This is a genomic window from Pseudomonas ekonensis, assembly GCF_019145435.1.
Lineage (GTDB): Bacteria > Pseudomonadota > Gammaproteobacteria > Pseudomonadales > Pseudomonadaceae > Aquipseudomonas > Aquipseudomonas ekonensis.
This window is the reverse complement of sequence record NZ_JAHSTS010000003.1, coordinates 558467-579479: the sequence shown is the minus strand read 5'-3', so window position 1 is coordinate 579479 and position 21013 is coordinate 558467. Positions and strand designations below refer to the sequence as shown.

The window sequence follows — 21013 nt, the reverse complement described above, 5'->3', positions numbered from 1 at the left end:
TGCGGCTTGCGGCTAAAGCCCATGCTGCCTGAGCAGTTTGTCGTAGCTGCCGTCGGCCTTCATCGCTGCGATCTCACGGTCGAATCCGGCCACGATCTGCTCGTGCTGCGGGTTCTTCAGGCTCACCAGGATGTGCAGGCTGTTCTCGCTCAAGGGCTTGGGCAGGAACTCCACGGCGTTGCGCACCTTCGGCGTTTCCCGGGCGAGGTAGTAGCGGGCGACGTACTCGTCCTCCAGCGTCAGCTTGACCCGGTCCGCCGCCAGCATGCGTACGGCCATGGCGAAGTTGTGCACCGGGACTTTCTGCAACGCCGTGTCGGCATCGAACGGCGCCGAATAGGCGTAACCGCGCACCACCGCGATCGGGTAGGTGTGCAGTTCCTCCAGGCTGTTGTATTCCAGCGGCACGTCCTTGCGCTTGAGGAAGCGCACGCGGTTGAGCAGGTACTCGCCGGAGAACTGCCCCAGCCTGGTCCGCTCGTCGTTGTACCAGGCGTTGACCAGCACGTCGTAACGGCCTTCGCCGATGCCGAGCAAGGCCCGCGCCCACGGCACCTGTTCATAGCTGCTGGCATACCCGGCCCGGGACAGGGCCGTGCTGACGATGTCCGTGGCCAGTCCGCCGTTGGCCAGCGTTTCGTCGGTGAACGGCGGCCAGACGTCGAACACCAGGCGCAGCTTCTCCGCGGCAGCGCTTTGGCCCAGCAACAGCAATCCGATCAAAGCAAAGGCTCGATGCAATCGCGGCATGCTTGAAAATCCTTAGCGGGCGGGCTGCCCGACGTGTTTTCAGTCAAAACCCCAAGGCCTGTGGACGCGCATCCCAGGCCCTAACATTAGCTCATTGCAGCCAGTGCACAGCGCTTACCAGCAGATTACACAAAGAACCCGGAACCGCGAGAACGGAATGATGGCATTTTGGTCTTTGTCACAGATTTATGCGCCATGCAGACAGATTCCGGCCCGGCGCTTAGTATCGGGCGACGCCAATCAAGGAATCGGACAATGACAATCGAGTGGGTCTGCAAACATCACAGCGATCTGGGCAAAGAGCAGCTGTACGCCATCCTGAAGCTGCGCTCGGAAGTGTTCGTGGTCGAACAGCGCTGCGCCTACCTGGATCCCGACGGCCAGGACCTGGAAGGCGACACCTGCCACCTGATGGGCTGGCAAGGCGACGAACTGGTGGCCTACCTGCGCCTGCTGGACCCGCAGTCCCAGGGGGGCGACGTGGTGATCGGCCGGGTGCTCACCGCGCCGTCAGGGCGCGGCAAGGGGCTGGGCCACGAAATGATGGAACAGGCGCTGAAGCAGGCCGAAAAGCATTGGCCGCAGGTGCCGGTCTACCTGTCGGCCCAGGCGCACCTGCAAGGGTATTACGGGCGTTACGGGTTCATCGTGGCGGGCGAGGAATACCTCGAAGACGACATTCCGCACATCGGCATGCGCCGGGCTTGAGGGCTTCATCGCCAGCAGGCTGGCTCCTGCAGGTCCCGCGTGGAAGCCAGCCTGCTGACGATGGCTTCAGCCCACCCGCCGCAACTTTCAGGGATACTCCAGCACCGCTTTGATCTGCCGCAGGTTGCGCTCGATCCACCCCCGGTCGATCGCCCCCCACTCGCGGATCCGGTAGCGCCCGGCATGGTTGCGCGCCCCCTCTTCCTGCTCGAACTCACAGACGATGTCCAGGTCCGCCAGCGCCGCGATGGTGTCCTGGGCCGTGCGCCGGGGCATGCCGGTGGCGTCGGTCAGCGCCGGCACGCTGCTGGCCAGGCCGCTGTCGATCAGGTACGCCACGTACAGACGGCGGTAGAAACTGCTCTTGGTCTTGCTCACGTCCATCCACACACTCCTTGTCGCGTCAGTTGATCGCTACTGCAGGTCCCGCCAAGTGAGATACACCCGCAGGTCGAACTCGATCTGGTGATAGCCCGGCAGCATGTGCTCGCACAGCTTGTAGAAGGCCTTGTTGTGATCCGACTCTTTGAAATGCGCCAGTTCGTGCACCACGATCATCTTCAGGAACTGCGGCGCGGCCTCCTTGAACAGCGAGGCGATGCGGATTTCCTTCTTGGCCTTGAGCTTGCCGCCCTGCACCCGCGACACCGTGGTGTGCAGGCCGAGGGCGCGGTGGGTCAGGTCGAGGCGGTTGTCGAACAGCACCTTGTCGATGGCCGGGGCATTGCGCAGGTATTCCTGCTTCAGCTCCAGCGCGTAGCCGTACAGGGCCTTGTCGCTCTGCACGTCGTGACGGCCGGGGTAGCGTTGGTCGAGGTAGTCGCCGAGGCGACCGTCGGCGATCAGTTGGCGCACCTGATCCTGCAGTTGCACGGGATAGGCCTGGAGGTATTTCAACGCAGTCATGGGGCAGGCGGCACGGGCTCATGGAAAGGCCGCCAGTGTAGCGAATTCAACCGGCCAACGCGCCCCAGTCGAACGGCTGGGCAAAGCGCACGGTCTCGTCGGCGACCATCGGCCGCGCCACCAGGAAGCCTTGCACGTATTCGCAGCCATGGGCCTGCAGCCATCGGTACTGCGCCAGGGTCTCGACGCCCTCGGCGATCACCAGCAGGCCGTACTCCCTGCACAGTTCGAGCACGCTGCGCACCAGCGAGGCGTCCCGCGCCGAGTCCGGCAATCGGGCGATCAGGTGCCGATCCAGCTTGAGCGTGTCCAGCTCCAGGTCGCGCAGGTGCGCCAGGGAGCACGCCCCGGAGCCGAAATCGTCCAGCGCCACCCGCACCCCCAAATTACGCAGCAGCCGCAGTTGCTTGCGCGTGTCGTCCGGATTGACCGTCAGCGCCTCTTCGGTGACTTCCACCTCCAGCTGCCGAGGCTTCAGCCCATGACGCTCCAGCACCTGCCGCAACTCGGTGACCAGGTTCGGCAGGCCGAACTGGGTGTTGCTCAGGCTCACGCCCAGCACCAGATCCTCATCGAACTGCGCCTGCCAGGCCTTCCGCTGCCCGGCGCTGTGGTGGTAGATCCAGCTGCCGAGGCGGCTGATCAGTTGCGCTTCCTCCAGCAACGGCAGGAACAGCCCCGGCGGCACGTCGCCGGCGCTCGGGTGGTGCCAGCGCAGCAACGCCTCGAAGCCGCGGATCCGCCCGTCGGCGATCGCCACTTGCGGCTGGTAGACCAGATTGAAATCGAGGTTCTCGATGGCGGTGCGCACGCTCTCTTCCAGCATCAGCCGCGAGCGCGCCCGGCCGTTCATCTCCGGGTCGTAGAACCGGTACTGCTGACGCCCGGCGCGCTTGGCCTCGTACATGGCGATGTCCGAGGCGCGCAGCAACCCGTCGACGCTGTTGCCGCAATCCGGGTACGTGGCGATGCCGATGCTGGCGCCCAACGTGACGTCCATGCCCTCGATCTGCTGACAGATCGACACCCGTTCGATGAGTTTTTCCGCAATCTTCGCTGCCTGCTCGGGAAACTCCAGATCCAGCAGCGCCGTGAATTCGTCCCCGCCCATCCGCGCCAGGATATCGAACGGCCGCAGGCACGCCTTCAACTGCTCGGACACCCAGCGCAGCACCCGGTCGCCGGCATCATGACCGAGGGAATCGTTGACCCGCTTGAAGCCGTCGAGGTCCAGGTACATCAGCACCCAGGCGCTGTCGCTGCGCTCGCCGCGCAGCAGCAGGTTCTCCACGGTCTGGTAGAAGCCGCGCCGGTTGAGCAGCCCGGTCAACGGGTCGGTGACGGCCTGGAACTCCAGCTGCTGATGCAGGTGGCGCACCACCGACATGTCCAGCACCGTCACCACCATCGCATGCTGTTCGGTGGGCAGCGGCGCGCAGGACAGCGCCACCGGCACCTGCTGGCCCGGCGCGGTGCGCAGCAGGGCGTCGTGCAGGCGCAGGGTTTCGCCGCGTTTGTAGCTCACGTAGAAATCGGAATCGGCCCACAAGGGAATGTGAGGCTTTTGCAGGAAGTCGAGAAACTCCTGACCTTGCAGTTCCTGCACGGGTGCGTTGAGCAGCCGGGAGATCGCCGGATTGGCGAAGCGGATCAAGCCGTCCTCGGCCAGCACCAGGATTCCCTCCGCCGCGTTGTCCAGCACCGAAGCGTTGAACGCCCGGGCGATCTCCAGGTCCTGACTCAGGCGCTGCAGGGCCCGGCGGTTGCGCTGGTGCTCCAGCAACGCCTGCACCTTGGGCTTGAGGATCTGCGGGTCGAAGGGCTTGAACAGGTAATCCACCGCGCCGCTGGCGTAGCCCTTGATCACCGCATCCTGGGACTGCTCGTTGGCGGTCAGGAAAATGATCGGCGTCAGGCGCGTGCGCTGGCTGCCGCGCATCAGCCGGGCGACCTCGAAACCGTCCATGCCCGGCATCTGCACATCCAGCAGCACCAGGTCGATGTCGTGCTCAAGCAACAGGTTCAGCGCCTCGAAGCCTGAGGCGGCCGTCATCACCTGCCAGTCCTGGCGTTGCAGCAACGCCCGCATGCTGATCAGGTTTTCAGGGTAATCATCAACGATCAAAAGGACTGAGCTGCCTTCACCTGGCTGTGGTTGCGCGCATTCCATGCTGCTTCTCTTGTCGGGACGTCAGACGGGATTCCGGTGAAAAACCGTACACCTACTGAGCCATCACTCTAGTCCGGGATCCGCAAAAGCAGTAGCTATCACAGGGCCATCACCCGAGCAAACGCTTGAGTAGCCGACTAACGGTCATCGCTGAAGCCCCCGGAAACCGGGAAGGATGGCACTTCGACAGGATGTTGGCGCCAATCATCCGCCGAGCGGGCGTTAACAAAAACCGCCCCCACGCTTATAAAGGCCGCCCCCGAAAGGCGCGGGCTAGAGCTTCTGGCACGCGCGTGCAGCGAAAATCAGCGGAAGCACCGACATGATCGACCTCGCAACCTGGAACCTCAGCGTTCCCGTCGGCAACCCGCCGTACACCGTCGACACCGCCAAACTGGTGAACGGCTTCAAGGACCAATACTTCCACTCCGACACCGGCACGCTGTTCTTCTGGTCGCCGGTCACCGGCTCCAAGACCGAGAACGCCATCTACCCGCGCACCGAACTGCGCGAAACCTACAGCAACGGCACCCTGCGCAACTGGTACTACCCCGACGCCGACAACCTGCTGCGCGCGACCCTGGCGGTGAACAAGGTGCCCAGTTCCGGCAAGATCGTCATCGGCCAGATCCACGCCTACGAAAGCCAGAAGCCGATGCTCAAGCTCGAATACCAGTACAAAAGCAAAACCGAGACCGGCAACCTGGTGATCAAACTGCGCACCCACCCGGACCAGGACGAAAGCCGCGTCATCACCCTCGCCACCGGGATCAAACTGGATCGCGAGTTCAACTACCTCATCCACCTCAGCCCCGGCGGCGCCCTCGGCGTGAGTGCGGCGGGCTATCAGTGGGATTCACAGATCAGCGCGACCTGGCGCAACAAGCCGCTGTACTTCAAGGCCGGGGTGTATGTGCAGGACAACACCGGCTACACCAGCGAGGGCGGGCAGGTGACGTTTTCCAAACTCGACATCGACCACAACAAGTGATCCTGTGGCGAGGGAGCATGCTCCCGCTGGGGCGCGCAGCGGCCCCGATGAAAAGATAGGCCTGCTGCACAGGCCAACGGGAGCAAGCTCCCTCACCACAGGGGTTTCCGGCCTTGGGCAGCGCGCTTAAACGCGCCTGTTTACGGACACCCGGCGTTACTTCCCCAGGCCTACAACGGCTTGCGCCGCTGCCTACCGGTACGCCAGAATCCGCCGGCTTGTGCGCTTGGAGGCCCCTCGGTAACTTGATTCGGGTCACTGATTTCCAGTGATCGGGTTTAGTAGCCCGCGGAGTTTCTTCAGCAAGGTGCAAAGCACCGCCAGTCAGACATCCCTGTCTGATCTTGATGGCGGCTGTGTGCAGGGCGCTTCGGCGCGCCGGTTTATGCTGAATACTTCCCGGTCTACTAACCTGCGCACAGCTGCCACCCTTCTTTTAGTAGAGAAGGCGAAGCAGCTCCATTCAGGAGTATTCAGCACATGTTCAAAGTTACCCCGAACCCTCCGGAAACCGATCCGGCCTCCCCTTACGAATCCATCGATTCGCGCAAACTCCACGAAGCCGCCGAACGCGCCCTCGACCACTACCTCAACCCCGCCACACCCCACTACCCCGCCCACGACCCCATGTACTTCGCCAACCCGGCCTACACCACCGAATCCTTGCTGGCCGACGCCAGCGAAAACCTCGGTTCGGCCAGCGCCATGCTCGACCACTTCGCCGCCCTGCTCGACACCCCGCACCGCAAACTGGCGCAGGGCATTGCGCAACTGGTCATGTTGGGAGAACTGGCGGTGAATCAGGCGTTGGATAACGTTGAGCCGAAGCTGTAGCGCCCGAATCGGATGACACGCATCCGACCTGAACCATCAAAAAGAAAACCCGCCAACCGGCGGGTTTTCTGTATAGACGCACCAATGGAAGAGTGAACGGAAGCCTGTCGGCCGTTTGGCGATATTTCCATGCCTGTAAATTTCCAATGCATCTAAAAAACTGTCAGACCTGACAGTGGCCGCTGCATCTGTATTTCACCATCCTATTGATTAGGAAACCGTAACACGAGGAATAAAAGTGGCCAACATCATGCACAAAAACACACCCAAACAAACTACGAGTTAATTATCGTCATTCAAATCGAAAGCGCCGGCAAAGTATGGCAGTAGAAAAAATGCACTATCCGCGATCAATCCAAAACCGAGTGGTTGCATAGGTCGCCACTCATCTTCACTCAAGGAGAGTAAAAATGGCCCTCATGACCCCTTCATTTCAAACCCCAACCTACGGCAGCATAATTCGCAGAAACAACAATGACGTAAGCGATGTCGTCGGTCGAGGCGAACCCAGAACCCACGTCAACATTTTTGTTTCGAACAGCGGTACCAGTTTGGCTGAAGTTTTCTGTGATCAATATGGGCACTTTTCCGCAAAGCTCAAACTCGACAACATCCCTAACGGCCCTCTTTCCATAACTGCACGATGTGTTCTCGCCGGAGAAGAGTCCGCCTGGAGCCCGGATCTGAAACTGGAACTCATGTAGGCCCAATCTACAGGCAAAAAAACCCGCCTCACGGCGGGTTTTCACGAAAACACCTCAACGCCAGACTCAGTTCACCTTCGCGTTCAACTCACCCTTCAGATAACGCTGATACATCCCTTCCAGCGAAACCGGCTTGATCTTCGAAGCATTACCGGCGGTGCCGAACGCTTCGTAGCGGGCGATGCACACATCACGCATGGCCTTCACGGTTTCGCCGAAGAACTTGCGCGGGTTGGTGGCCATCAGGCGGCGCATCGCACCGGTGGACGCCAGGCGCAGGTCGGTGTCGATGTTGACCTTGCGCACGCCGTGCTTGATGCCTTCGACGATTTCTTCGACCGGTACACCCCAGGATTCTTTGATGTCGCCGCCGTACCAATAAGGGTAAGGCTCCTCTCTGTAGACCGCCGTCACCTATTGGTTGAAGGCTTACGCTTCAATCCAGAAACCACAGAGTCATACAAAGCGGCCACCCGCCCCGCTTCCCACTCACGCTCCATCCCGGAAAACAGTTCTCTGTCCACTCGCTCCCGATTCGCCGCCAATGCCTCGCTCATTGCCTCCGCGATACGCTCAATGACCAGCGCTGGCTTCTCCACTGCGCAATGCTTACGACCGAACTCGATCAGTTGCTGACGATCCGGATAGGTTTTGCTCTTGTTCATCTTGATAGCCAGCGTTCGGTCAATCAGAGAGCGACCGGACTTCGGGTTGTAGTTTTCATACACCGTAGTGGTGGTCACATCGAAGACCGGCGCCAGGCGCACTGTTTCAGGCGCACCGGGATGGGTGTAGACCACGCCGAAGTTTTTCAGGTGTGCATCCCCATTGCGCACCATCACCGAAAGGCAGACCGAGGAGAAGTAACGTTCCAGCTCACGTAACGGATCACCGTGCCGGCAGACCTGGCCAATCGCGGCGGCGAGGGTTTCATAGCTCTGGGAATACTTGTAGTTGTCGTGCAGATCCTTGTTAAGTCCCAGAAGCACAGCCATATCTTCGAAGCCGAGCCGACCGGACTCCGTCAGATCGAAGCGCTCCATGACAAACAACTCGCCGTTTTCAGACAGCCAGAACGGCGGTGTCTCCAGACCGGCGAGACGGGCAGCTTCCAGACACAGGAATTCGTTTTGGGCCAAGTGCGGGTATTCATCGGCACCCGACTTCACAATCAGATCGGAACTGAGCAGGGTTTTGCGGTTGCCAGCGAGCTTGTCCAGGTCCGGCACCAGTACCTTGGGCTGCACCCCCGAAATACCCGATTCGAAGTAGGTGTCGACCAGAAACTCAAAAACGCCCTGTGACGTATCCGCCGTCAGAATATCCCGCAACCCGACCTGTGCCCGGACAGAAACATGAGCCTCCAGCGGGTTCCGATACGTCAGGCGGCCGATCTGGTTGCCGCCGATGACCGACAGCAAACGCATCTCATCCACTTGCATATGCTTGGCCATTCGCCGCTTGATCTGATCGGCCAGAAAGCCTTCCGGCACGTTCATGTCAAAGATCGGGTGCAGGACATTGCTTACTGAGGGTGTCGGGTCATAAGGCATGACCAGCGAAACCTCTCGGGGAGCGTCGGCAGAATCGTAGGCAAACGAAAACTGTGAACCCTTGGAGAGTTCGCCAGAAAAGCCTTGCGGAGTCGTGACATCGAGCCGTCTGATTTTACTCATCGTGCTCCACCAGATCGGCAAGGGATTTGAGGTCAATCCGGCTATCGACGATGTCCAGCACCATGCCCAGCGCAGACAGCACCCTGAACACCGTGTAGAGCGCGACGTTTTCTCCGGCCTCAAGATCAATGACGGTCTTGCGGTTGCACTTGGCCCGGTGCGCCAAAATGGCTTGGCTGTATCCTTTGGCGCGTCGCAATTCGCGGATCCTTTCACCGAACACGACAGGATTGTGCAGCAGCATAAATGTCACCTATAACGGACTTTTTTAGTCAACCACATAAGTATGTCCGCTATAGGTTACATTTCAAGCACCTCACATCTGCAAACATCGTCGGAAAATTCCGTGCATAAAAAAACCCGCCTCAGGGCGGGTTTCTTTTGAATCAGCTCAACACAAAGGCTCAGTTCACCTTGGCGTTCAACTCACCCTTCAGGTAACGCTGATACATCCCTTCCAGCGAGATCGGCTTGATCTTCGAAGCGTTGCCGGCGGTGCCGAAGGCTTCGTAGCGGGCGATGCACACATCACGCATGGCCTTCACGGTTTCGCCGAAGAACTTGCGCGGGTCGAACTCGCTCGGGTTGGTGGCCATCAGGCGACGCATTGCGCCGGTGGACGCCAGGCGCAGGTCGGTGTCGATGTTGACCTTGCGCACGCCGTGCTTGATGCCTTCGACGATTTCCTCGACCGGTACGCCGTAGGTCTCTTTGATGTCGCCGCCGTACTGGTTGATGATCGCCAGCCACTCTTGCGGAACCGACGAGGAACCGTGCATCACCAGGTGGGTGTTCGGGATGCGCTTGTGGATTTCCTTGATGCGGTCGATGGCCAGCACGTCGCCGGTCGGCGGCTTGGTGAACTTGTAGGCGCCGTGGCTGGTGCCGATGGCGATGGCCAGGGCGTCGACCTGGGTCTTCTTGACGAAGTCGGCGGCTTCTTCAGGGTCGGTCAGCATCTGGCTGTGATCCAGCACGCCTTCGGCGCCGATGCCGTCTTCTTCGCCGGCCATGCCGGTTTCCAGGGAGCCCAGGCAGCCCAGCTCGCCTTCCACCGACACGCCGCAGGCGTGGGCCATGGCCACGGTCTGCTGGGTGACGCGCACGTTGTATTCGTAGTCGGTCGGGGTCTTGCCGTCTTCGCCCAGGGAGCCGTCCATCATCACCGAGCTGAAGCCCAGCTGGATGGAGCGCTGGCAGACGTCAGGGCTGGTGCCGTGGTCCTGGTGCATGCACACCGGGATGTGCGGGAATTCTTCGATCGCGGCCAGGATCAGGTGACGCAGGAACGGCGCGCCGGCGTATTTGCGCGCACCGGCCGAGGCCTGGACGATCACCGGAGAGTCAGTCTTGTCAGCGGCTTCCATGATGGCGCGCATTTGTTCAAGGTTGTTGACGTTGAAGGCCGGAACGCCGTAGCCGAATTCGGCTGCGTGGTCCAGCATCTGGCGCATGCTGATGAGTGCCATTGTGTGTCTCTCTCCCGGTTGAGGGTCGTTAATCGTGCCAGCCTGCCGGAGCGGCGGCGGCTATTCAAGTGATTGCGGATCGGGGGTCGAGGCCCGGCCCGATGATTCGGTGAAACATAAACCTTGCGTGTGACCACCTGTGGCGAGCGAGCTTGCTCGCGCCCGGCTGCGAAGCAGTCGCAGAACCTGCAGCCCGGTACTTCTGATGCACCGTGCCGACGGGTTCAGGGACCGCTTCGCGCTCCCGCGGGAGCACGCTCCCTCGCCACAAAGGCCATTGCCGCAATGGATCTGCGGCTTGTTCGATTACTGCGCCTTGCAGCCCCGGCCGATCAGATCATTGGTGGCGACCCAGTAGACCAGGCCTTCCTCACCCTTGATGTGAAACGCCAGCATGTTGTCGCTGTACAGCGCACCCGACGCGCCCGGCTCTTCCTTCAGGCGGTAGACCTGGTCGCCGCCGCCCAGGCGCACGTCGACTTCCTTGCGCCCGGCATCGGTGTAGCGCCACAGCACCGTGGCCTGGCTGTCGCAGGTCCAGGTGATCCAGTCGTCCGCCGGTGCCGACGGCTGGAACAGCCCCAACTGCGCGCAACCGCCCAACAATCCCAACGCCGCAACGGCGATCAAGCCTTTCATCCGTGTTCCTCGACCGGCGGCGCACGCCGCCGGCCCTGAGTTAAAGGGTCAGACCCGTCAAGGACAGCCCTGTTCCTTGGCCGGGGTTTGCGTCTCGTACTTGTCCAGGCCTTCCGGCCCCGAGCGCTTGTTCAGCACCGGGTTGGTTTCGGCTTGCCAGTCGGCCTGGTAGCAGCCCTTGTGCGCCTCGCCGGCGTCCGGCTGCGCGTCGGCCTGCGGGTGGCTCCCGCAGGCGGCCAGCGCGCCGGTCAGCAGCAACAGCGCTAACGACTTGACCATGTGAACACTCCTTTGCCTGGCCAATCGGGCGGCCTCAGGCCTTGGCCCGGCTTTCCAGGACTTCGACGGCCGGCAGCACCCTGCCTTCGACGAATTCGAGGAACGCGCCGCCACCGGTGGAAATGTAGGAGATATCGCTGGCCACGCCATACTTGTCGATGGCCGCCAGGGTGTCGCCGCCGCCGGCGATGGAGAATGCGGCGCTATCGGCGATGGCCTGGGCCAGCACCTTGGTGCCGTTGCCGAACTGGTCGAACTCGAACACGCCGACCGGGCCGTTCCACAGGATAGTCTTCGACGATTTCAGCAGTTCGGCGAAGTTGGCTGCGGTCTGCGGGCCGATGTCCAGGATCATGTCGTCGGCGGCCACGTCACCGATCAGCTTGACGGTGGCGGCAGCGCTTTCGGCGAACTCCTTGGCCACCACCACGTCCACCGGCAGCGGCACGCTGACCTTGGCGGCGATGGAGCGGGCGGTGTCCAGCAGGTCCGGCTCGTACAGCGACTTGCCGACCGGGTGACCGGCCGCAGCCAGGAAGGTGTTGGCGATGCCGCCGCCGACGATCAGTTGGTCGCAGATCTGGCTCAGGCTGTTCAGCACGTCCAGCTTGGTCGAGACCTTGGAGCCGGCGACGATGGCGGCCATCGGCTTGGCCGGCGCGCCCAGGGCCTTGCCCAGCGCGTCCAGTTCAGCGGCCAGCAGCGGGCCGGCGGCGGCGACCTTGGCGAACTTGGCCACGCCGTGGGTCGAACCCTCGGCGCGGTGGGCGGTGCCGAAGGCGTCCATCACGAACACGTCGCACAGGGCGGCGTATTGCCGGGCCAGTTCGTCGGCGTTCTTTTTCTCGCCCTTGTTGAAGCGCACGTTCTCGAACAGCACGATGTCGCCGGCCTTGACGTCGACGCCGCCCAGGTAGTCGGCCACCAGCGGCACTTCGCGGCCCAGGGCGCGGCTCAGGTAATCGGCGACGGGCTTGAGGCTGTTCTCGGCGGAGAACTCGCCTTCGGTCGGACGGCCCAGGTGCGAGCAGACCATCACCGCCGCGCCTTTTTCCAGGGCCAGCTTGATGGTCGGCAGCGAAGCCAGGATGCGCGCATCGCTGGTGACTGCACCGTCCTTGACTGGGACGTTGAGGTCTTCGCGGATCAATACGCGCTTACCTTGCAGATCGAGGTCGGACATCTTCAACACGGTCATGGGTCGCACTTCCTGGATTACTTGTTTGTTGGAATCGCTGTCTGCAGATAGTGCTCTGCAACGTCCAGCATTCGGTTGGCAAAACCCCATTCGTTGTCGAACCAGGCCAGGACGTTCACCAGCCTTGGGCCGGAGACGCGGGTCTGACTGGCATCGACGATGGCCGAATGCGGGTCGTGGTTGAAATCGCAACTGGCGTGGGGCAGCTCGGTGTAGGCCAGAAGCCCCTTGAGCGGGCCGGCGGTGGCGGCGTCGCGCAGGATCCGGTTGACCTCGGCGGCATCGGTGTCGTTCGCGGTCTGCATCGTGATGTCGAGGCAGGACACGTTGACCGTCGGCACGCGTACGGCTTTGGCCTGAATTCGCCCGGCAAGTTCCGGCAGCAGGCGCTCGATGCCGCGCGCAAGGCCGGTGGACACCGGAATCACCGACTGGAACGCCGAACGGGTGCGGCGCAGGTCTTCGTGGTGATAGGCGTCGATGACCGGTTGATCGTTCATCGCCGAGTGGATCGTGGTGATCGACACGTACTCCAGCCCCACCGCCCGGTCCAGCAGGCGCAGCAGCGGCACGCCGCAGTTGGTGGTGCAGGAGGCGTTGGACACCAGGCGCTCGGCGCCGGTCAGGCAGTCCTGGTTGACGCCGTAGACGATGGTGGCGTCGACATCCGACTCGCTGGCCATCGGCTGGGAGAACAGCACCCGCGGCGCGCCGGCGTCGAGAAAGCGCTGGCCGTCGCCGCGGGTGTGCCAGGCGCCGGAGCATTCGAGCACCAGATCGACGCCCAGGGACGCCCAATCGATGCCTTCGGGGGTGGGACTGCGCAACACCTTCACGCAGTCGCCGTTAATGTGCAGACAATCGCCGTCGACCTTCACCTCGCCCGGGAACCGGCCGTGGGTGGAGTCGAAGCGTGTCAGGTATTCGATGCTGGCCATGTCGGCCAGGTCGTTGATCGCGACGATCTCGAACCCTGCGTCCGCCCCTCGCTCGAACAACGCACGCAGGACGCAACGGCCGATGCGGCCGTAGCCGTTGAGGGCAACCTTGTAGGGACGCGGATGGGGCATGGGGTTCTCGATCACCGTGTGGATCAGTCAGTGCGATGTCGCCTGACCGATCGCCTTCGCGGGCAAGCCCGCTCCCACAGGTTTTTGGGTGCGCACAAAAATGCGATCAACCGAAAACGCTGTGGGAGCGGGCTTGCCCGCGAAGGCGTCAGTCCAGACGACACCTTGTCCGGATCAGTCTTCCAGCAGCTCTTCGGCCTGGCCCAGGATGTTCTCCAGGGTGAAGCCGAACGCTTCGAACAGCGCCGGGGCCGGTGCCGATTCGCCGTAGGTGGTCATGCCGATCACGCGGCCTTCCAGACCCACATACTTGAACCAGAAGTCGGCGTGGGCCGCTTCGATGGCGATGCGCGCGCCGACCTGCAGCGGCAGGACCGATTGCTTGTAGCCGGCGTCCTGGGCGTCGAACACGCTGGTGCACGGCATCGACACCACGCGGACCTTGCGGCCCTGCTCGGTCAGCTTGTCGAAGGCCTGGACGGCCAGGCCGACTTCGGAGCCGGTGGCGATCAGGATCAGCTCAGGCTCGCCTGCGCAGTCCTTGAGCACGTAGCCGCCGCGGCTGATGTCGGCGATCTGGATCGCGTCGCGGGACTGATGCTGCAGGTTCTGACGGGAGAAGATCAGCGCCGACGGGCCGTCCTTGCGCTCCAGGGCGTTTTTCCAGGCCACCGCCGATTCGACGGCGTCGGCCGGACGCCAGGTGTCCAGGTTCGGCGTGCTGCGCAGGCTGGTCAGCTGCTCGATCGGCTGGTGGGTCGGGCCGTCTTCGCCCAGACCGATGGAGTCGTGGGTGTAGACGTGGATCACGCGCTGCTTCATCAGGGCCGACATGCGCACGGCGTTGCGGGCGTATTCCATGAACATCAGGAAGGTCGCGCCGTAAGGCACCAGGCCGCCGTGCAGGGCGACGCCGTTCATGATCGCGGTCATGCCGAACTCGCGCACGCCGTAGTACATGTAGTTGCCGCTGGCGTCTTCGGCGCTGACGCCTTTGCAGCCTTTCCACAGGGTCAGGTTGGAACCGGCCAGGTCAGCCGAGCCGCCCAGCACTTCCGGCAGCAGCGGGCCAAACGCGTTCAGGGCGTTCTGGCTGGCCTTGCGGCTGGCGATGGTTTCGCCCTTGGCCGCCACTTCGGCGATGTAGGCGTCGGCCTTCTCGGAGAAGTCGGCCGGCAGCTCGCCGCTCAGGCGACGCACCAGTTCGTTGGCTTCGGTCGGGAACGCGGCGGAGTAGGCGGCGAAACGCAGGTCCCAGTCGGCCTCGACGGCGCGGCCGGCTTCCTTGGCGTCCCACTCGGCGTAGATGTCGGCCGGGATCTCGAACGGGCCGTGGTTCCACTTCAGGGCTTCACGGGTCAGGGCGATTTCCGCGTCGCCCAATGGGGCGCCGTGGCAGTCTTCCTTGCCTTGCTTGTTCGGCGAACCGAAGCCGATGGTGGTCTTGCAGCAGATCAGGGTCGGCAGCGGGCTCTTGCGGGCGGTGTCGATGGCGGTCTTGATCTCTTCCGGATCGTGGCCGTCGACGTTGCGGATCACCTGCCAGTTGTAGGACTCGAAACGCTTCGGCGTGTCGTCGGTGAACCAGCCTTCGACTTCGCCGTCGATGGAGATGCCGTTGTCGTCGTAGAAGGCGATCAGCTTGCCCAGGCCCAGGGTGCCGGCCAGGGAAGCGACTTCATGGGAAATGCCTTCCATCATGCAGCCGTCGCCCAGGAACACGTAGGTGTGGTGGTCGACGATGTTGTGGCCCGGACGGTTGAACTGCGCGCCCAGCACCTTTTCCGCCAGGGCGAAGCCCACGGCGTTGGCCAGGCCCTGGCCCAGGGGACCGGTGGTGGTCTCGACGCCCGGGGTGTAGCCGAACTCCGGGTGGCCCGGGGTGCGGCTGTGCAGTTGGCGGAACGCCTTGAGGTCGTCGATCGACAGGTCGTAGCCGGTCAGGTGCAGCAGCGAGTAGATCAACATCGAGCCGTGGCCGTTGGACAGCACGAAGCGGTCACGGTCGGCGAACGACGGGTTGCTCGGGTTGTGCTTGAGGTAATCGCGCCAAAGCACCTCGGCGATATCCGCCATACCCATAGGGGCACCGGGATGGCCGCTGTTGGCTTTTTGCACGGCATCCATGCTGAGGGCACGAATGGCGTTGGCACGCTCACGACGGCTAGGCATCGCTGATCTCCTGGGTTCTGAAGCTGAAGGTGAAAAATCGAAACGGAAAAAAGGCGAGCATTTTCCCTCACCCGGACGCCTCGGGGCAATGACAGATAGTCATCTGAAGACGTTTTTCCCCTGCCGGGCGGCGCTTTCGGCGGGTGAATCCTTTCCGCCGCCCGTCTGCGGCGTTAACCAATCCGTGGGAAACGCCACCCATCGATCAATATCAAAACTTTTTGATATTGATCTTGCGATGCTTTCCGGCCATCACTAGACTGCTGCCCCTATGAACTTACGCGTGCCTACGATTCGCCATGACGCCTGCGACGACCTGGCGGCCCTGTGCAAGGCCGGCGGCGATCCGCTGCGGCTGAACGTGCTGCGGGCGCTGGCCAACGACTCGTTCGGCGTGCTTGAGCTGGCGCAGATCTTCGGCATCGGCCAGTCCGGCATGAGCCATCACCTCAAGGTGCTGGCCCAGGCGGACCTGGTGGCGACGCGCCGCGAAGGCAACGCGATCTTCTATCGCCGCGCCCTGCCCCACACCGAACTGTTGGGCGGTACGCTGCACGCGGCATTGTTAGAAGAAGTCGACAACCTGGCCCTGCCGGACGACGTGCAGGCGCGGATCGCCCAGGTGCACGGGCAACGGGCGGCGGCCAGCCAGGACTTCTTCGCGCGGGTGGCGGAGAAGTTCCGCGCCCAGCAAGACTTGATCGCAGGCCTGCCGCAATACCGCGACAGCGTGCTGGCCCTGCTCGACAAACTGAACTTCGGCGGCGCTGCCACGGCCATCGAAGTCGGCCCCGGCGATGGAGCCTTCCTGCCGGAACTGGCCCGCCGCTTCGGCACCGTAACCGCACTGGACAACAGCGCGGCGATGCTCGAACTGGCGCGTCAGGTGTGTGAACGTGAACGGCTGGCTAACGTCAGCCTGCAATTGGCCGATGCATTGAACGGTGTGAGCCTTCAGGCCGATTGCGTGGTATTGAACATGGTGTTACACCATTTCGCCGCGCCGGCCGAAGCGCTCAAGCACATGGCCAGCCTGCTGCAACCGGGCGGTAGCCTGCTCGTGACAGAGTTATGCAGCCACAACCAGAGCTGGGCCAGGGAGGCCTGCGGTGATCTGTGGTTGGGGTTTGAACAGGACGACTTGGCCCGTTGGGCCACCGCTGCGGGACTCGTTCCCGGGGACAGCCTCTATGTAGGCTTACGTAATGGTTTCCAGATCCAGGTCCGCCACTTTCAGCGGCCGGCTGGCGACACTCACCATCGGTAAATTCAGGAAAACATCGAGATGAGCGAATACTCCCTCTTCACCTCCGAGTCCGTGTCTGAAGGGCATCCGGACAAAATCGCCGACCAGATTTCCGATGCAGTGCTGGACGCCATCATTGCCCAGGACAAGCACGCACGCGTGGCGGTGGAAACCCTGGTCAAGACCGGCGTGGCCATCGTTGCCGGTGAAGTGACCACCAGCGCCTGGGTCGACCTGGAGCAGATCGTCCGTGACGTGATCTGCGACATCGGCTACACCAGCTCCGACGTCGGCTTCGACGGCGCCACCTGCGGCGTGATGAACATCATCGGCAAGCAGTCCCCCGACATCAACCAGGGCGTTGACCGTGCCAAGCCTGAAGATCAGGGCGCCGGCGACCAGGGCCTGATGTTCGGCTACGCCAGCAACGAAACCGACGTGCTGATGCCGGCCCCGATCACCTTCTCGCACCAACTGGTGCAGCGCCAGGCCGAAGCCCGCAAGTCGGGCCTGCTGCCTTGGCTGCGCCCGGACGCCAAGTCTCAGGTCACCTGCCGCTACGAAGGCGGCAAAGTGGTCGGCATCGACGCCGTGGTGCTGTCGACCCAGCACAACCCGGAAGTGTCGTACAACGACCTGCGCGAAGGCGTGATGGAACTGATCGTCAAGCATGTGCTGCCGGCCGAACTGCTGAGCAAGGACACCCAGTTCCACATCAACCCGACCGGCCAGTTCATCATCGGCGGACCGGTGGGCGACTGCGGCCTGACCGGCCGCAAGATCATCGTGGACAGCTACGGCGGCATGGCCCGTCACGGCGGCGGCGCGTTCTCCGGCAAGGATCCGTCCAAGGTTGACCGTTCCGCTGCATACGCCGGCCGTTACGTGGCCAAGAACATCGTCGCCGCCGGCCTGGCCGAGCGCTGCGAGATCCAGGTGTCCTACGCGATCGGCGTGGCCCAGCCGACTTCGATCTCGCTGAACACCTTCGGCACCGGCAAGATCAGCGACGACAAGATCATCAAGCTGGTGCGTGAAGTGTTCGACCTGCGTCCGTACGCCATCACCACCATGCTGGACCTGCTGCACCCGATGTACCAGGACACCGCCGCCTACGGTCACTTCGGTCGCACCCCGCAGACCAAGACCGTCGGCGACGACACCTTCAGCACCTTCACCTGGGAAAAGACCGACCGCGCCGACGCTCTGCGTTCCGCCGCCGGCCTGTAACTCCCCGGTTGCAAAAAAGCCCCGCACGGCTCACGCCCTGCGGGGCTTTTTCATGCCTGCCGGTTTCCTCCCCGCTTCGGGCAGCGCCCCGACCAAAAGCCCGCATCCGCCCATCCGGAAACAGCCCGAAAAACACCTGTCCGCCGCCCTCGTTTTCCTCACCTACCCTTCAAGCGTTCCCCACGAGCAAGGACGCTCACGATGCCCCCTGCACTGCCCCTGCTGCTGTCTCTGCTGTTGACGCTTTTCCAGCCGAACGCCCTCGCCGAAGACTGCCCCGCCTGGCCGCCGGAAAAGGCCCGCACCGAAACCGCCGCCCTGCAAAGGCAGATCGACCGCTGGGACGACGCCTACCACCGCGAAGGCCGCGCGCTGATCGCCGACGGGCTCTACGACCAGTCGCGTTTGCGTCTGGACGAGTGGCGCCGCTGCTTCGGCCTTCCGTCACCGGCCAACCCGCTGCGCACGGCCACGGGCCCCGTCACCCATCCGGTCGCCCATACCGGGCTGGACAAGCTCCACGACGGCAAAGACGTCGAAGCCTGGCTGCGTGACCGCAAAGGCGTCTGGATTCAACCCAAGGTCGACGGCGTGGCGATCACGCTGATCTACCGCAGCGGGCGACTGCACCAGGCCATCAGCCGCGGCGACGGGGCTCGGGGGCAGGACTGGACAGCGTCGGCGCAGAAAATCACCGCCATTCCCCGGCAACTGACCGAGCCGGTGGATCTGCTGGTGCAGGGCGAACTCTATTGGCGCCTGAACGACCACGTTCAGTCCCGCGACGGCGGCCGCAACGCCCGCGCCACCGTCGCCGGCCTGATGGGCCGCAAGGACCTGGGCGCCGAGCAGGCCGACGGCATCGGACTGTTCGTCTGGGACTGGCCGCAAGGGCCGTCGGCGTTGCCCGAAAGGGTCTCGACGCTGGCCGCCCTGGGGTTCGCCGCGACCGCGCCTTATACCCACGCCCTCGAACGCTTTGCCGACGCTCAGACCTGGCGCGAGCATTGGTTCCGCACGCCGTTGCCGTTCGCCACGGACGGCGTGGTCCTGCGCCTGGAACGGCGCCCGCCGGCCGAGCGCTGGCAGGCACGGCCGCCGCACTGGGGCGTCGCCTGGAAGTACCCGTTCGCCCAGGCCCTGGCCGATGTGCGCAAGGTCGATTTCAGGGTCGGGCGCACCGGGCGCATCACACCGGTGCTGGAGCTGGCGCCGGTGCGGCTGGACGACCGGCGGATCCGGCGGGTCAGCGTCAGTTCGTTCCAGCGCTGGCAGGCGCTGGACATCCGCCCTGGCGACCAGGTCGCGGTCAGCCTGGCCGGCCTGACCATCCCCCGGCTCGACGGTGTCGTCCTGCGCGCGGCCCAACGTGTCGAGCTGGCCGTTCCGCAGGCAACCGATTTCCATGCCCTGAGCTGCTGGCAACCGACGCCCGGCTGCGAAAGCCAGTTCCTTGCCCGCCTGACCTGGCTCGGCGGCAAGCAGGGGCTGGGGCTGCCCCATGTCGGTCGCGGCACCTGGGAGAAACTTCTGGAAACAGGCCGCCTGACCGGCCTGCTGGATTGGTTGACCCTCGACGGGCCGGAGCTTGCTAACATGACCGGCTTCGGCGAGCGCAGCGGCGCCCGCCTGCTGGACAGTTTTCACACAGCCCGCCAGCGGCCGTTCGCCACCTGGCTCAAAGCCCTGGGCATGCCGCCGACCGGGCAGGCACGGCTGGACGGCACCTGGCAGGAACTGGCGCAACGCAACACCGAACAATGGCAGGCAGAACCCGGCATCGGCCCCGGCCGCGCGGCGCAACTGAGCGCCTTTTTCCGCGACCCGCAGGTGCTGGCCTTGCGCGACGCCCTGCAAGCCGCCGGCATCGACGGCTTCTGAACACCGCCTCCCGGCACGCCGGGAACCCAATGTCCGTCGGTGCGCTCCAACAGCGCAGCGCACCACCGAACCGAATGCCTTAGCGCATGGAGCCTTTATGAAATCGCTTGCCCTGCTGACCCTTTGCGGATTCCTGGCCGCCCCGTTGATGGCCGCCGAAGAAGCGCCGGAGCTCACCGGCTGCGCCGCCAAGAAGCAGAACATCGTCACCCGGATCGAACAGGCCAAGGCCCACGGCAACGCCGACCAGCAGGCCGGCCTGGAGGCCGCCCTGCGCGAAGTCACCGATCACTGCACCGACGCCGGCCTGAAGAAGGAACGCGAGAACAAGGTGCTGGAGGCCAAGCACGAAGTGAGCAAACGCCAGGCCGACCTCGACAAGGCCATGAAGAAGGGCGACCCGGAGAAGATCGACAAGCGCAAGAACAAGCTGGCCGAGTCCCGCAAGGAACTGCAGCAGGCGCTGGACGAACTGGACAAATAACGGCCCCTGTGGCGAGGGAGCCCGCTCCCGCTGGTCATTCAACCGCGTCAGATATCAGTGATCGCGAAACTCTTTATGGCAGGCACTGCACGCATCTTCGACTTTCTGCACCGCCGGCCCCAGGTTGCTGGCCTTGTAGGGTTGCACCTGGCTGGCGATCACCAGTTCGCCGGTGGCCGCCTCGAGGGTGCGGGCCATCTCCTGGAAGCGCGCCTGCCTCTGCCAGACATCGTCCTTGGCGCTGGTGTGATCCTCTTCGCGCACCTGCGGGAAGTGCTTCCACGGCTCATGGGACAGCGCATCGAGCTTCACCGCGCCGTCGGCGAATTTCGCCCCGTCGAAGGGAATGCGCCCGCGCAGCATGCCGCCCAGGTCTTCGCCGGTCTTGAGCATCTGCTTGAAGATCGCCTTGCGCTGGCCCAGCGGAGAGTTGGGGTCGACGCCGCCGCAGGCGGACAGGGTCAGACAGGCCAGCAAAGCAACAGAGATTCTTTTGAGTGTCATGGTGGCTTCGGTCACGGAAAAATGGCGGCCAGTATCCTCGCGCGACCGCCAAACACCAATAGCCCTATTAAAAATACGGGTTGCCTGAACGCATGGAGCATT

Annotated in this window: 21 protein-coding genes and 1 pseudogene; 8 read left to right on the top strand and 14 right to left on the bottom strand. The window is 63.4% G+C overall.

The window, feature by feature from the left end:
• Window positions 1-12 precede the first annotated feature (12 nt).
• Complete coding sequence (locus tag KVG96_RS26665; protein WP_217894676.1) at window positions 13-750, bottom strand: substrate-binding periplasmic protein; 738 nt, start codon at window positions 748-750, stop codon at window positions 13-15.
• A gap of 255 nt (window positions 751-1005) precedes the next feature.
• Between KVG96_RS26665 and KVG96_RS26660 the strand changes: the two genes are divergently transcribed.
• Window positions 1006-1458 (top strand): GNAT family N-acetyltransferase, encoded by a 453-nt coding sequence (locus KVG96_RS26660; RefSeq protein WP_217894675.1) that lies wholly within the window; start codon window positions 1006-1008, stop codon window positions 1456-1458.
• An 87-nt stretch (window positions 1459-1545) separates the two neighbouring features.
• Here KVG96_RS26660 and KVG96_RS26655 read toward each other — a convergent pair whose 3' ends face one another.
• Genes KVG96_RS26655 through KVG96_RS26645 form a run of 3 tightly spaced genes read right to left on the bottom strand, consistent with a single transcriptional unit; the run spans window position 1546 to window position 4534 of the window.
• On the bottom strand, window positions 1546-1842 hold the full coding sequence (locus KVG96_RS26655) for a winged helix-turn-helix domain-containing protein (protein ID WP_085580718.1): 297 nt from the start codon (window positions 1840-1842) through the stop codon (window positions 1546-1548).
• A gap of 30 nt (window positions 1843-1872) precedes the next feature.
• Window positions 1873-2364, bottom strand: coding sequence for a M48 metallopeptidase family protein (locus tag KVG96_RS26650; protein WP_085630018.1), 492 nt, complete (start codon window positions 2362-2364; stop codon window positions 1873-1875).
• Between the two features lie 46 nt (window positions 2365-2410).
• On the bottom strand, window positions 2411-4534 hold the full coding sequence (locus KVG96_RS26645; protein WP_217894674.1) for a putative bifunctional diguanylate cyclase/phosphodiesterase: 2124 nt from the start codon (window positions 4532-4534) through the stop codon (window positions 2411-2413).
• 322 nt (window positions 4535-4856) lie between these two features.
• Here KVG96_RS26645 and KVG96_RS26640 point away from each other — a divergent pair, with 322 nt between their 5' ends.
• From KVG96_RS26640 to KVG96_RS26630, 3 genes are all read left to right on the top strand, one after another.
• Window positions 4857-5525, top strand: a complete 669-nt coding sequence (locus tag KVG96_RS26640) for a polysaccharide lyase family 7 protein (protein WP_085580727.1) — start codon at window positions 4857-4859, stop codon at window positions 5523-5525.
• A gap of 480 nt (window positions 5526-6005) precedes the next feature.
• A complete protein-coding gene (locus tag KVG96_RS26635) occupies window positions 6006-6359 on the top strand; it encodes a DUF6124 family protein (protein WP_217894673.1) in 354 nt (117 codons plus the stop codon).
• Between the two features lie 410 nt (window positions 6360-6769).
• Window positions 6770-7063, top strand: a complete 294-nt coding sequence (locus tag KVG96_RS26630; RefSeq protein ID WP_217894672.1) for a hypothetical protein — start codon at window positions 6770-6772, stop codon at window positions 7061-7063.
• A 66-nt stretch (window positions 7064-7129) separates the two neighbouring features.
• Here KVG96_RS26630 and KVG96_RS26625 read toward each other — a convergent pair.
• The 9 genes and pseudogenes from KVG96_RS26625 to tkt all read right to left on the bottom strand — a co-directional run.
• A pseudogene (locus tag KVG96_RS26625) lies at window positions 7130-7438 on the bottom strand (class II fructose-bisphosphate aldolase); the annotation flags it as partial.
• A gap of 35 nt (window positions 7439-7473) precedes the next feature.
• Window positions 7474-8739, bottom strand: a complete 1266-nt coding sequence (locus KVG96_RS26620) for a type II toxin-antitoxin system HipA family toxin (protein ID WP_217894671.1) — start codon at window positions 8737-8739, stop codon at window positions 7474-7476.
• Window positions 8732-8983, bottom strand: coding sequence for a helix-turn-helix transcriptional regulator (locus KVG96_RS26615; RefSeq protein WP_217894670.1), 252 nt, complete (start codon window positions 8981-8983; stop codon window positions 8732-8734). Before KVG96_RS26615 ends, KVG96_RS26620 begins: the two co-directional genes overlap by 8 nt.
• A 160-nt stretch (window positions 8984-9143) precedes the next feature.
• Window positions 9144-10208, bottom strand: coding sequence for a class II fructose-bisphosphate aldolase (gene fba, locus KVG96_RS26610; RefSeq protein ID WP_217894669.1), 1065 nt, complete (start codon window positions 10206-10208; stop codon window positions 9144-9146).
• Window positions 10209-10514: 306 nt separating this feature from the next.
• The gene (locus KVG96_RS26605; protein ID WP_217894668.1) at window positions 10515-10847 is read right to left on the bottom strand and encodes an MliC family protein; all 333 of its coding nucleotides are present in this window, start codon (window positions 10845-10847) and stop codon (window positions 10515-10517) included.
• Between the two features lie 57 nt (window positions 10848-10904).
• Window positions 10905-11126 carry a hypothetical protein gene (locus tag KVG96_RS26600; RefSeq protein ID WP_217894667.1) on the bottom strand — a complete coding sequence of 74 codons (222 nt, stop codon included), beginning with the start codon at window positions 11124-11126 and terminating at the stop codon, window positions 10905-10907.
• A gap of 34 nt (window positions 11127-11160) precedes the next feature.
• Window positions 11161-12324 (bottom strand): phosphoglycerate kinase, encoded by a 1164-nt coding sequence (locus KVG96_RS26595; protein ID WP_217894666.1) that lies wholly within the window; start codon window positions 12322-12324, stop codon window positions 11161-11163.
• A gap of 17 nt (window positions 12325-12341) precedes the next feature.
• Window positions 12342-13394 carry an erythrose-4-phosphate dehydrogenase gene (gene epd / locus KVG96_RS26590; RefSeq protein WP_217894665.1) on the bottom strand — a complete coding sequence of 351 codons (1053 nt, stop codon included), beginning with the start codon at window positions 13392-13394 and terminating at the stop codon, window positions 12342-12344.
• A gap of 174 nt (window positions 13395-13568) precedes the next feature.
• Window positions 13569-15566, bottom strand: a complete 1998-nt coding sequence (gene tkt, locus KVG96_RS26585; protein WP_085580744.1) for a transketolase — start codon at window positions 15564-15566, stop codon at window positions 13569-13571.
• Between the two features lie 271 nt (window positions 15567-15837).
• On the opposite strand from tkt, the gene KVG96_RS26580 reads away from it, so the two are divergent.
• The 4 genes from KVG96_RS26580 (at window position 15838) to KVG96_RS26565 (ending at window position 20407) form a co-directional block, all read left to right on the top strand.
• A complete protein-coding gene (locus KVG96_RS26580; protein ID WP_217894664.1) occupies window positions 15838-16833 on the top strand; it encodes an ArsR/SmtB family transcription factor in 996 nt (331 codons plus the stop codon).
• Between the two features lie 18 nt (window positions 16834-16851).
• Complete coding sequence (gene metK, locus KVG96_RS26575) at window positions 16852-18042, top strand: methionine adenosyltransferase (protein ID WP_217894663.1); 1191 nt, start codon at window positions 16852-16854, stop codon at window positions 18040-18042.
• Window positions 18043-18243: 201 nt separating this feature from the next.
• A complete protein-coding gene (gene ligB / locus KVG96_RS26570; RefSeq protein WP_217894662.1) occupies window positions 18244-19923 on the top strand; it encodes an NAD-dependent DNA ligase LigB in 1680 nt (559 codons plus the stop codon).
• Between the two features lie 97 nt (window positions 19924-20020).
• Complete coding sequence (locus tag KVG96_RS26565; protein WP_217894661.1) at window positions 20021-20407, top strand: DUF1090 domain-containing protein; 387 nt, start codon at window positions 20021-20023, stop codon at window positions 20405-20407.
• A 54-nt stretch (window positions 20408-20461) separates the two neighbouring features.
• Here the strand turns inward: KVG96_RS26565 and KVG96_RS26560 are convergent, their stop codons facing one another.
• Window positions 20462-20911, bottom strand: a complete 450-nt coding sequence (locus KVG96_RS26560; protein ID WP_085581206.1) for a c-type cytochrome — start codon at window positions 20909-20911, stop codon at window positions 20462-20464.
• Window positions 20912-21013 lie beyond the last annotated feature (102 nt).

Bases quoted from the DNA above. Each gene is read 5' to 3' on its own strand.
- KVG96_RS26665 (WP_217894676.1), bottom strand. From the start codon at position 750: ATGCCGCGATTGCATCGAGCCTTTGCTTTGATCGGATTGCTGTTGCTG.
- KVG96_RS26660 (WP_217894675.1), top strand. From the start codon at position 1,006: ATGACAATCGAGTGGGTCTGCAAACATCACAGCGATCTGGGCAAAGAG.
- KVG96_RS26655 (WP_085580718.1), bottom strand. From the start codon at position 1,842: ATGGACGTGAGCAAGACCAAGAGCAGTTTCTACCGCCGTCTGTACGTG.
- KVG96_RS26650 (WP_085630018.1), bottom strand. From the start codon at position 2,364: ATGACTGCGTTGAAATACCTCCAGGCCTATCCCGTGCAACTGCAGGAT.
- KVG96_RS26645 (WP_217894674.1), bottom strand. From the start codon at position 4,534: ATGGAATGCGCGCAACCACAGCCAGGTGAAGGCAGCTCAGTCCTTTTG.
- KVG96_RS26640 (WP_085580727.1), top strand. From the start codon at position 4,857: ATGATCGACCTCGCAACCTGGAACCTCAGCGTTCCCGTCGGCAACCCG.
- KVG96_RS26635 (WP_217894673.1), top strand. From the start codon at position 6,006: ATGTTCAAAGTTACCCCGAACCCTCCGGAAACCGATCCGGCCTCCCCT.
- KVG96_RS26630 (WP_217894672.1), top strand. From the start codon at position 6,770: ATGGCCCTCATGACCCCTTCATTTCAAACCCCAACCTACGGCAGCATA.
- KVG96_RS26620 (WP_217894671.1), bottom strand. From the start codon at position 8,739: ATGAGTAAAATCAGACGGCTCGATGTCACGACTCCGCAAGGCTTTTCT.
- KVG96_RS26615 (WP_217894670.1), bottom strand. From the start codon at position 8,983: ATGCTGCTGCACAATCCTGTCGTGTTCGGTGAAAGGATCCGCGAATTG.
- fba (WP_217894669.1), bottom strand. From the start codon at position 10,208: ATGGCACTCATCAGCATGCGCCAGATGCTGGACCACGCAGCCGAATTC.
- KVG96_RS26605 (WP_217894668.1), bottom strand. From the start codon at position 10,847: ATGAAAGGCTTGATCGCCGTTGCGGCGTTGGGATTGTTGGGCGGTTGC.
- KVG96_RS26600 (WP_217894667.1), bottom strand. From the start codon at position 11,126: ATGGTCAAGTCGTTAGCGCTGTTGCTGCTGACCGGCGCGCTGGCCGCC.
- KVG96_RS26595 (WP_217894666.1), bottom strand. From the start codon at position 12,324: ATGACCGTGTTGAAGATGTCCGACCTCGATCTGCAAGGTAAGCGCGTA.
- epd (WP_217894665.1), bottom strand. From the start codon at position 13,394: ATGCCCCATCCGCGTCCCTACAAGGTTGCCCTCAACGGCTACGGCCGC.
- tkt (WP_085580744.1), bottom strand. From the start codon at position 15,566: ATGCCTAGCCGTCGTGAGCGTGCCAACGCCATTCGTGCCCTCAGCATG.
- KVG96_RS26580 (WP_217894664.1), top strand. From the start codon at position 15,838: ATGAACTTACGCGTGCCTACGATTCGCCATGACGCCTGCGACGACCTG.
- metK (WP_217894663.1), top strand. From the start codon at position 16,852: ATGAGCGAATACTCCCTCTTCACCTCCGAGTCCGTGTCTGAAGGGCAT.
- ligB (WP_217894662.1), top strand. From the start codon at position 18,244: ATGCCCCCTGCACTGCCCCTGCTGCTGTCTCTGCTGTTGACGCTTTTC.
- KVG96_RS26565 (WP_217894661.1), top strand. From the start codon at position 20,021: ATGAAATCGCTTGCCCTGCTGACCCTTTGCGGATTCCTGGCCGCCCCG.
- KVG96_RS26560 (WP_085581206.1), bottom strand. From the start codon at position 20,911: ATGACACTCAAAAGAATCTCTGTTGCTTTGCTGGCCTGTCTGACCCTG.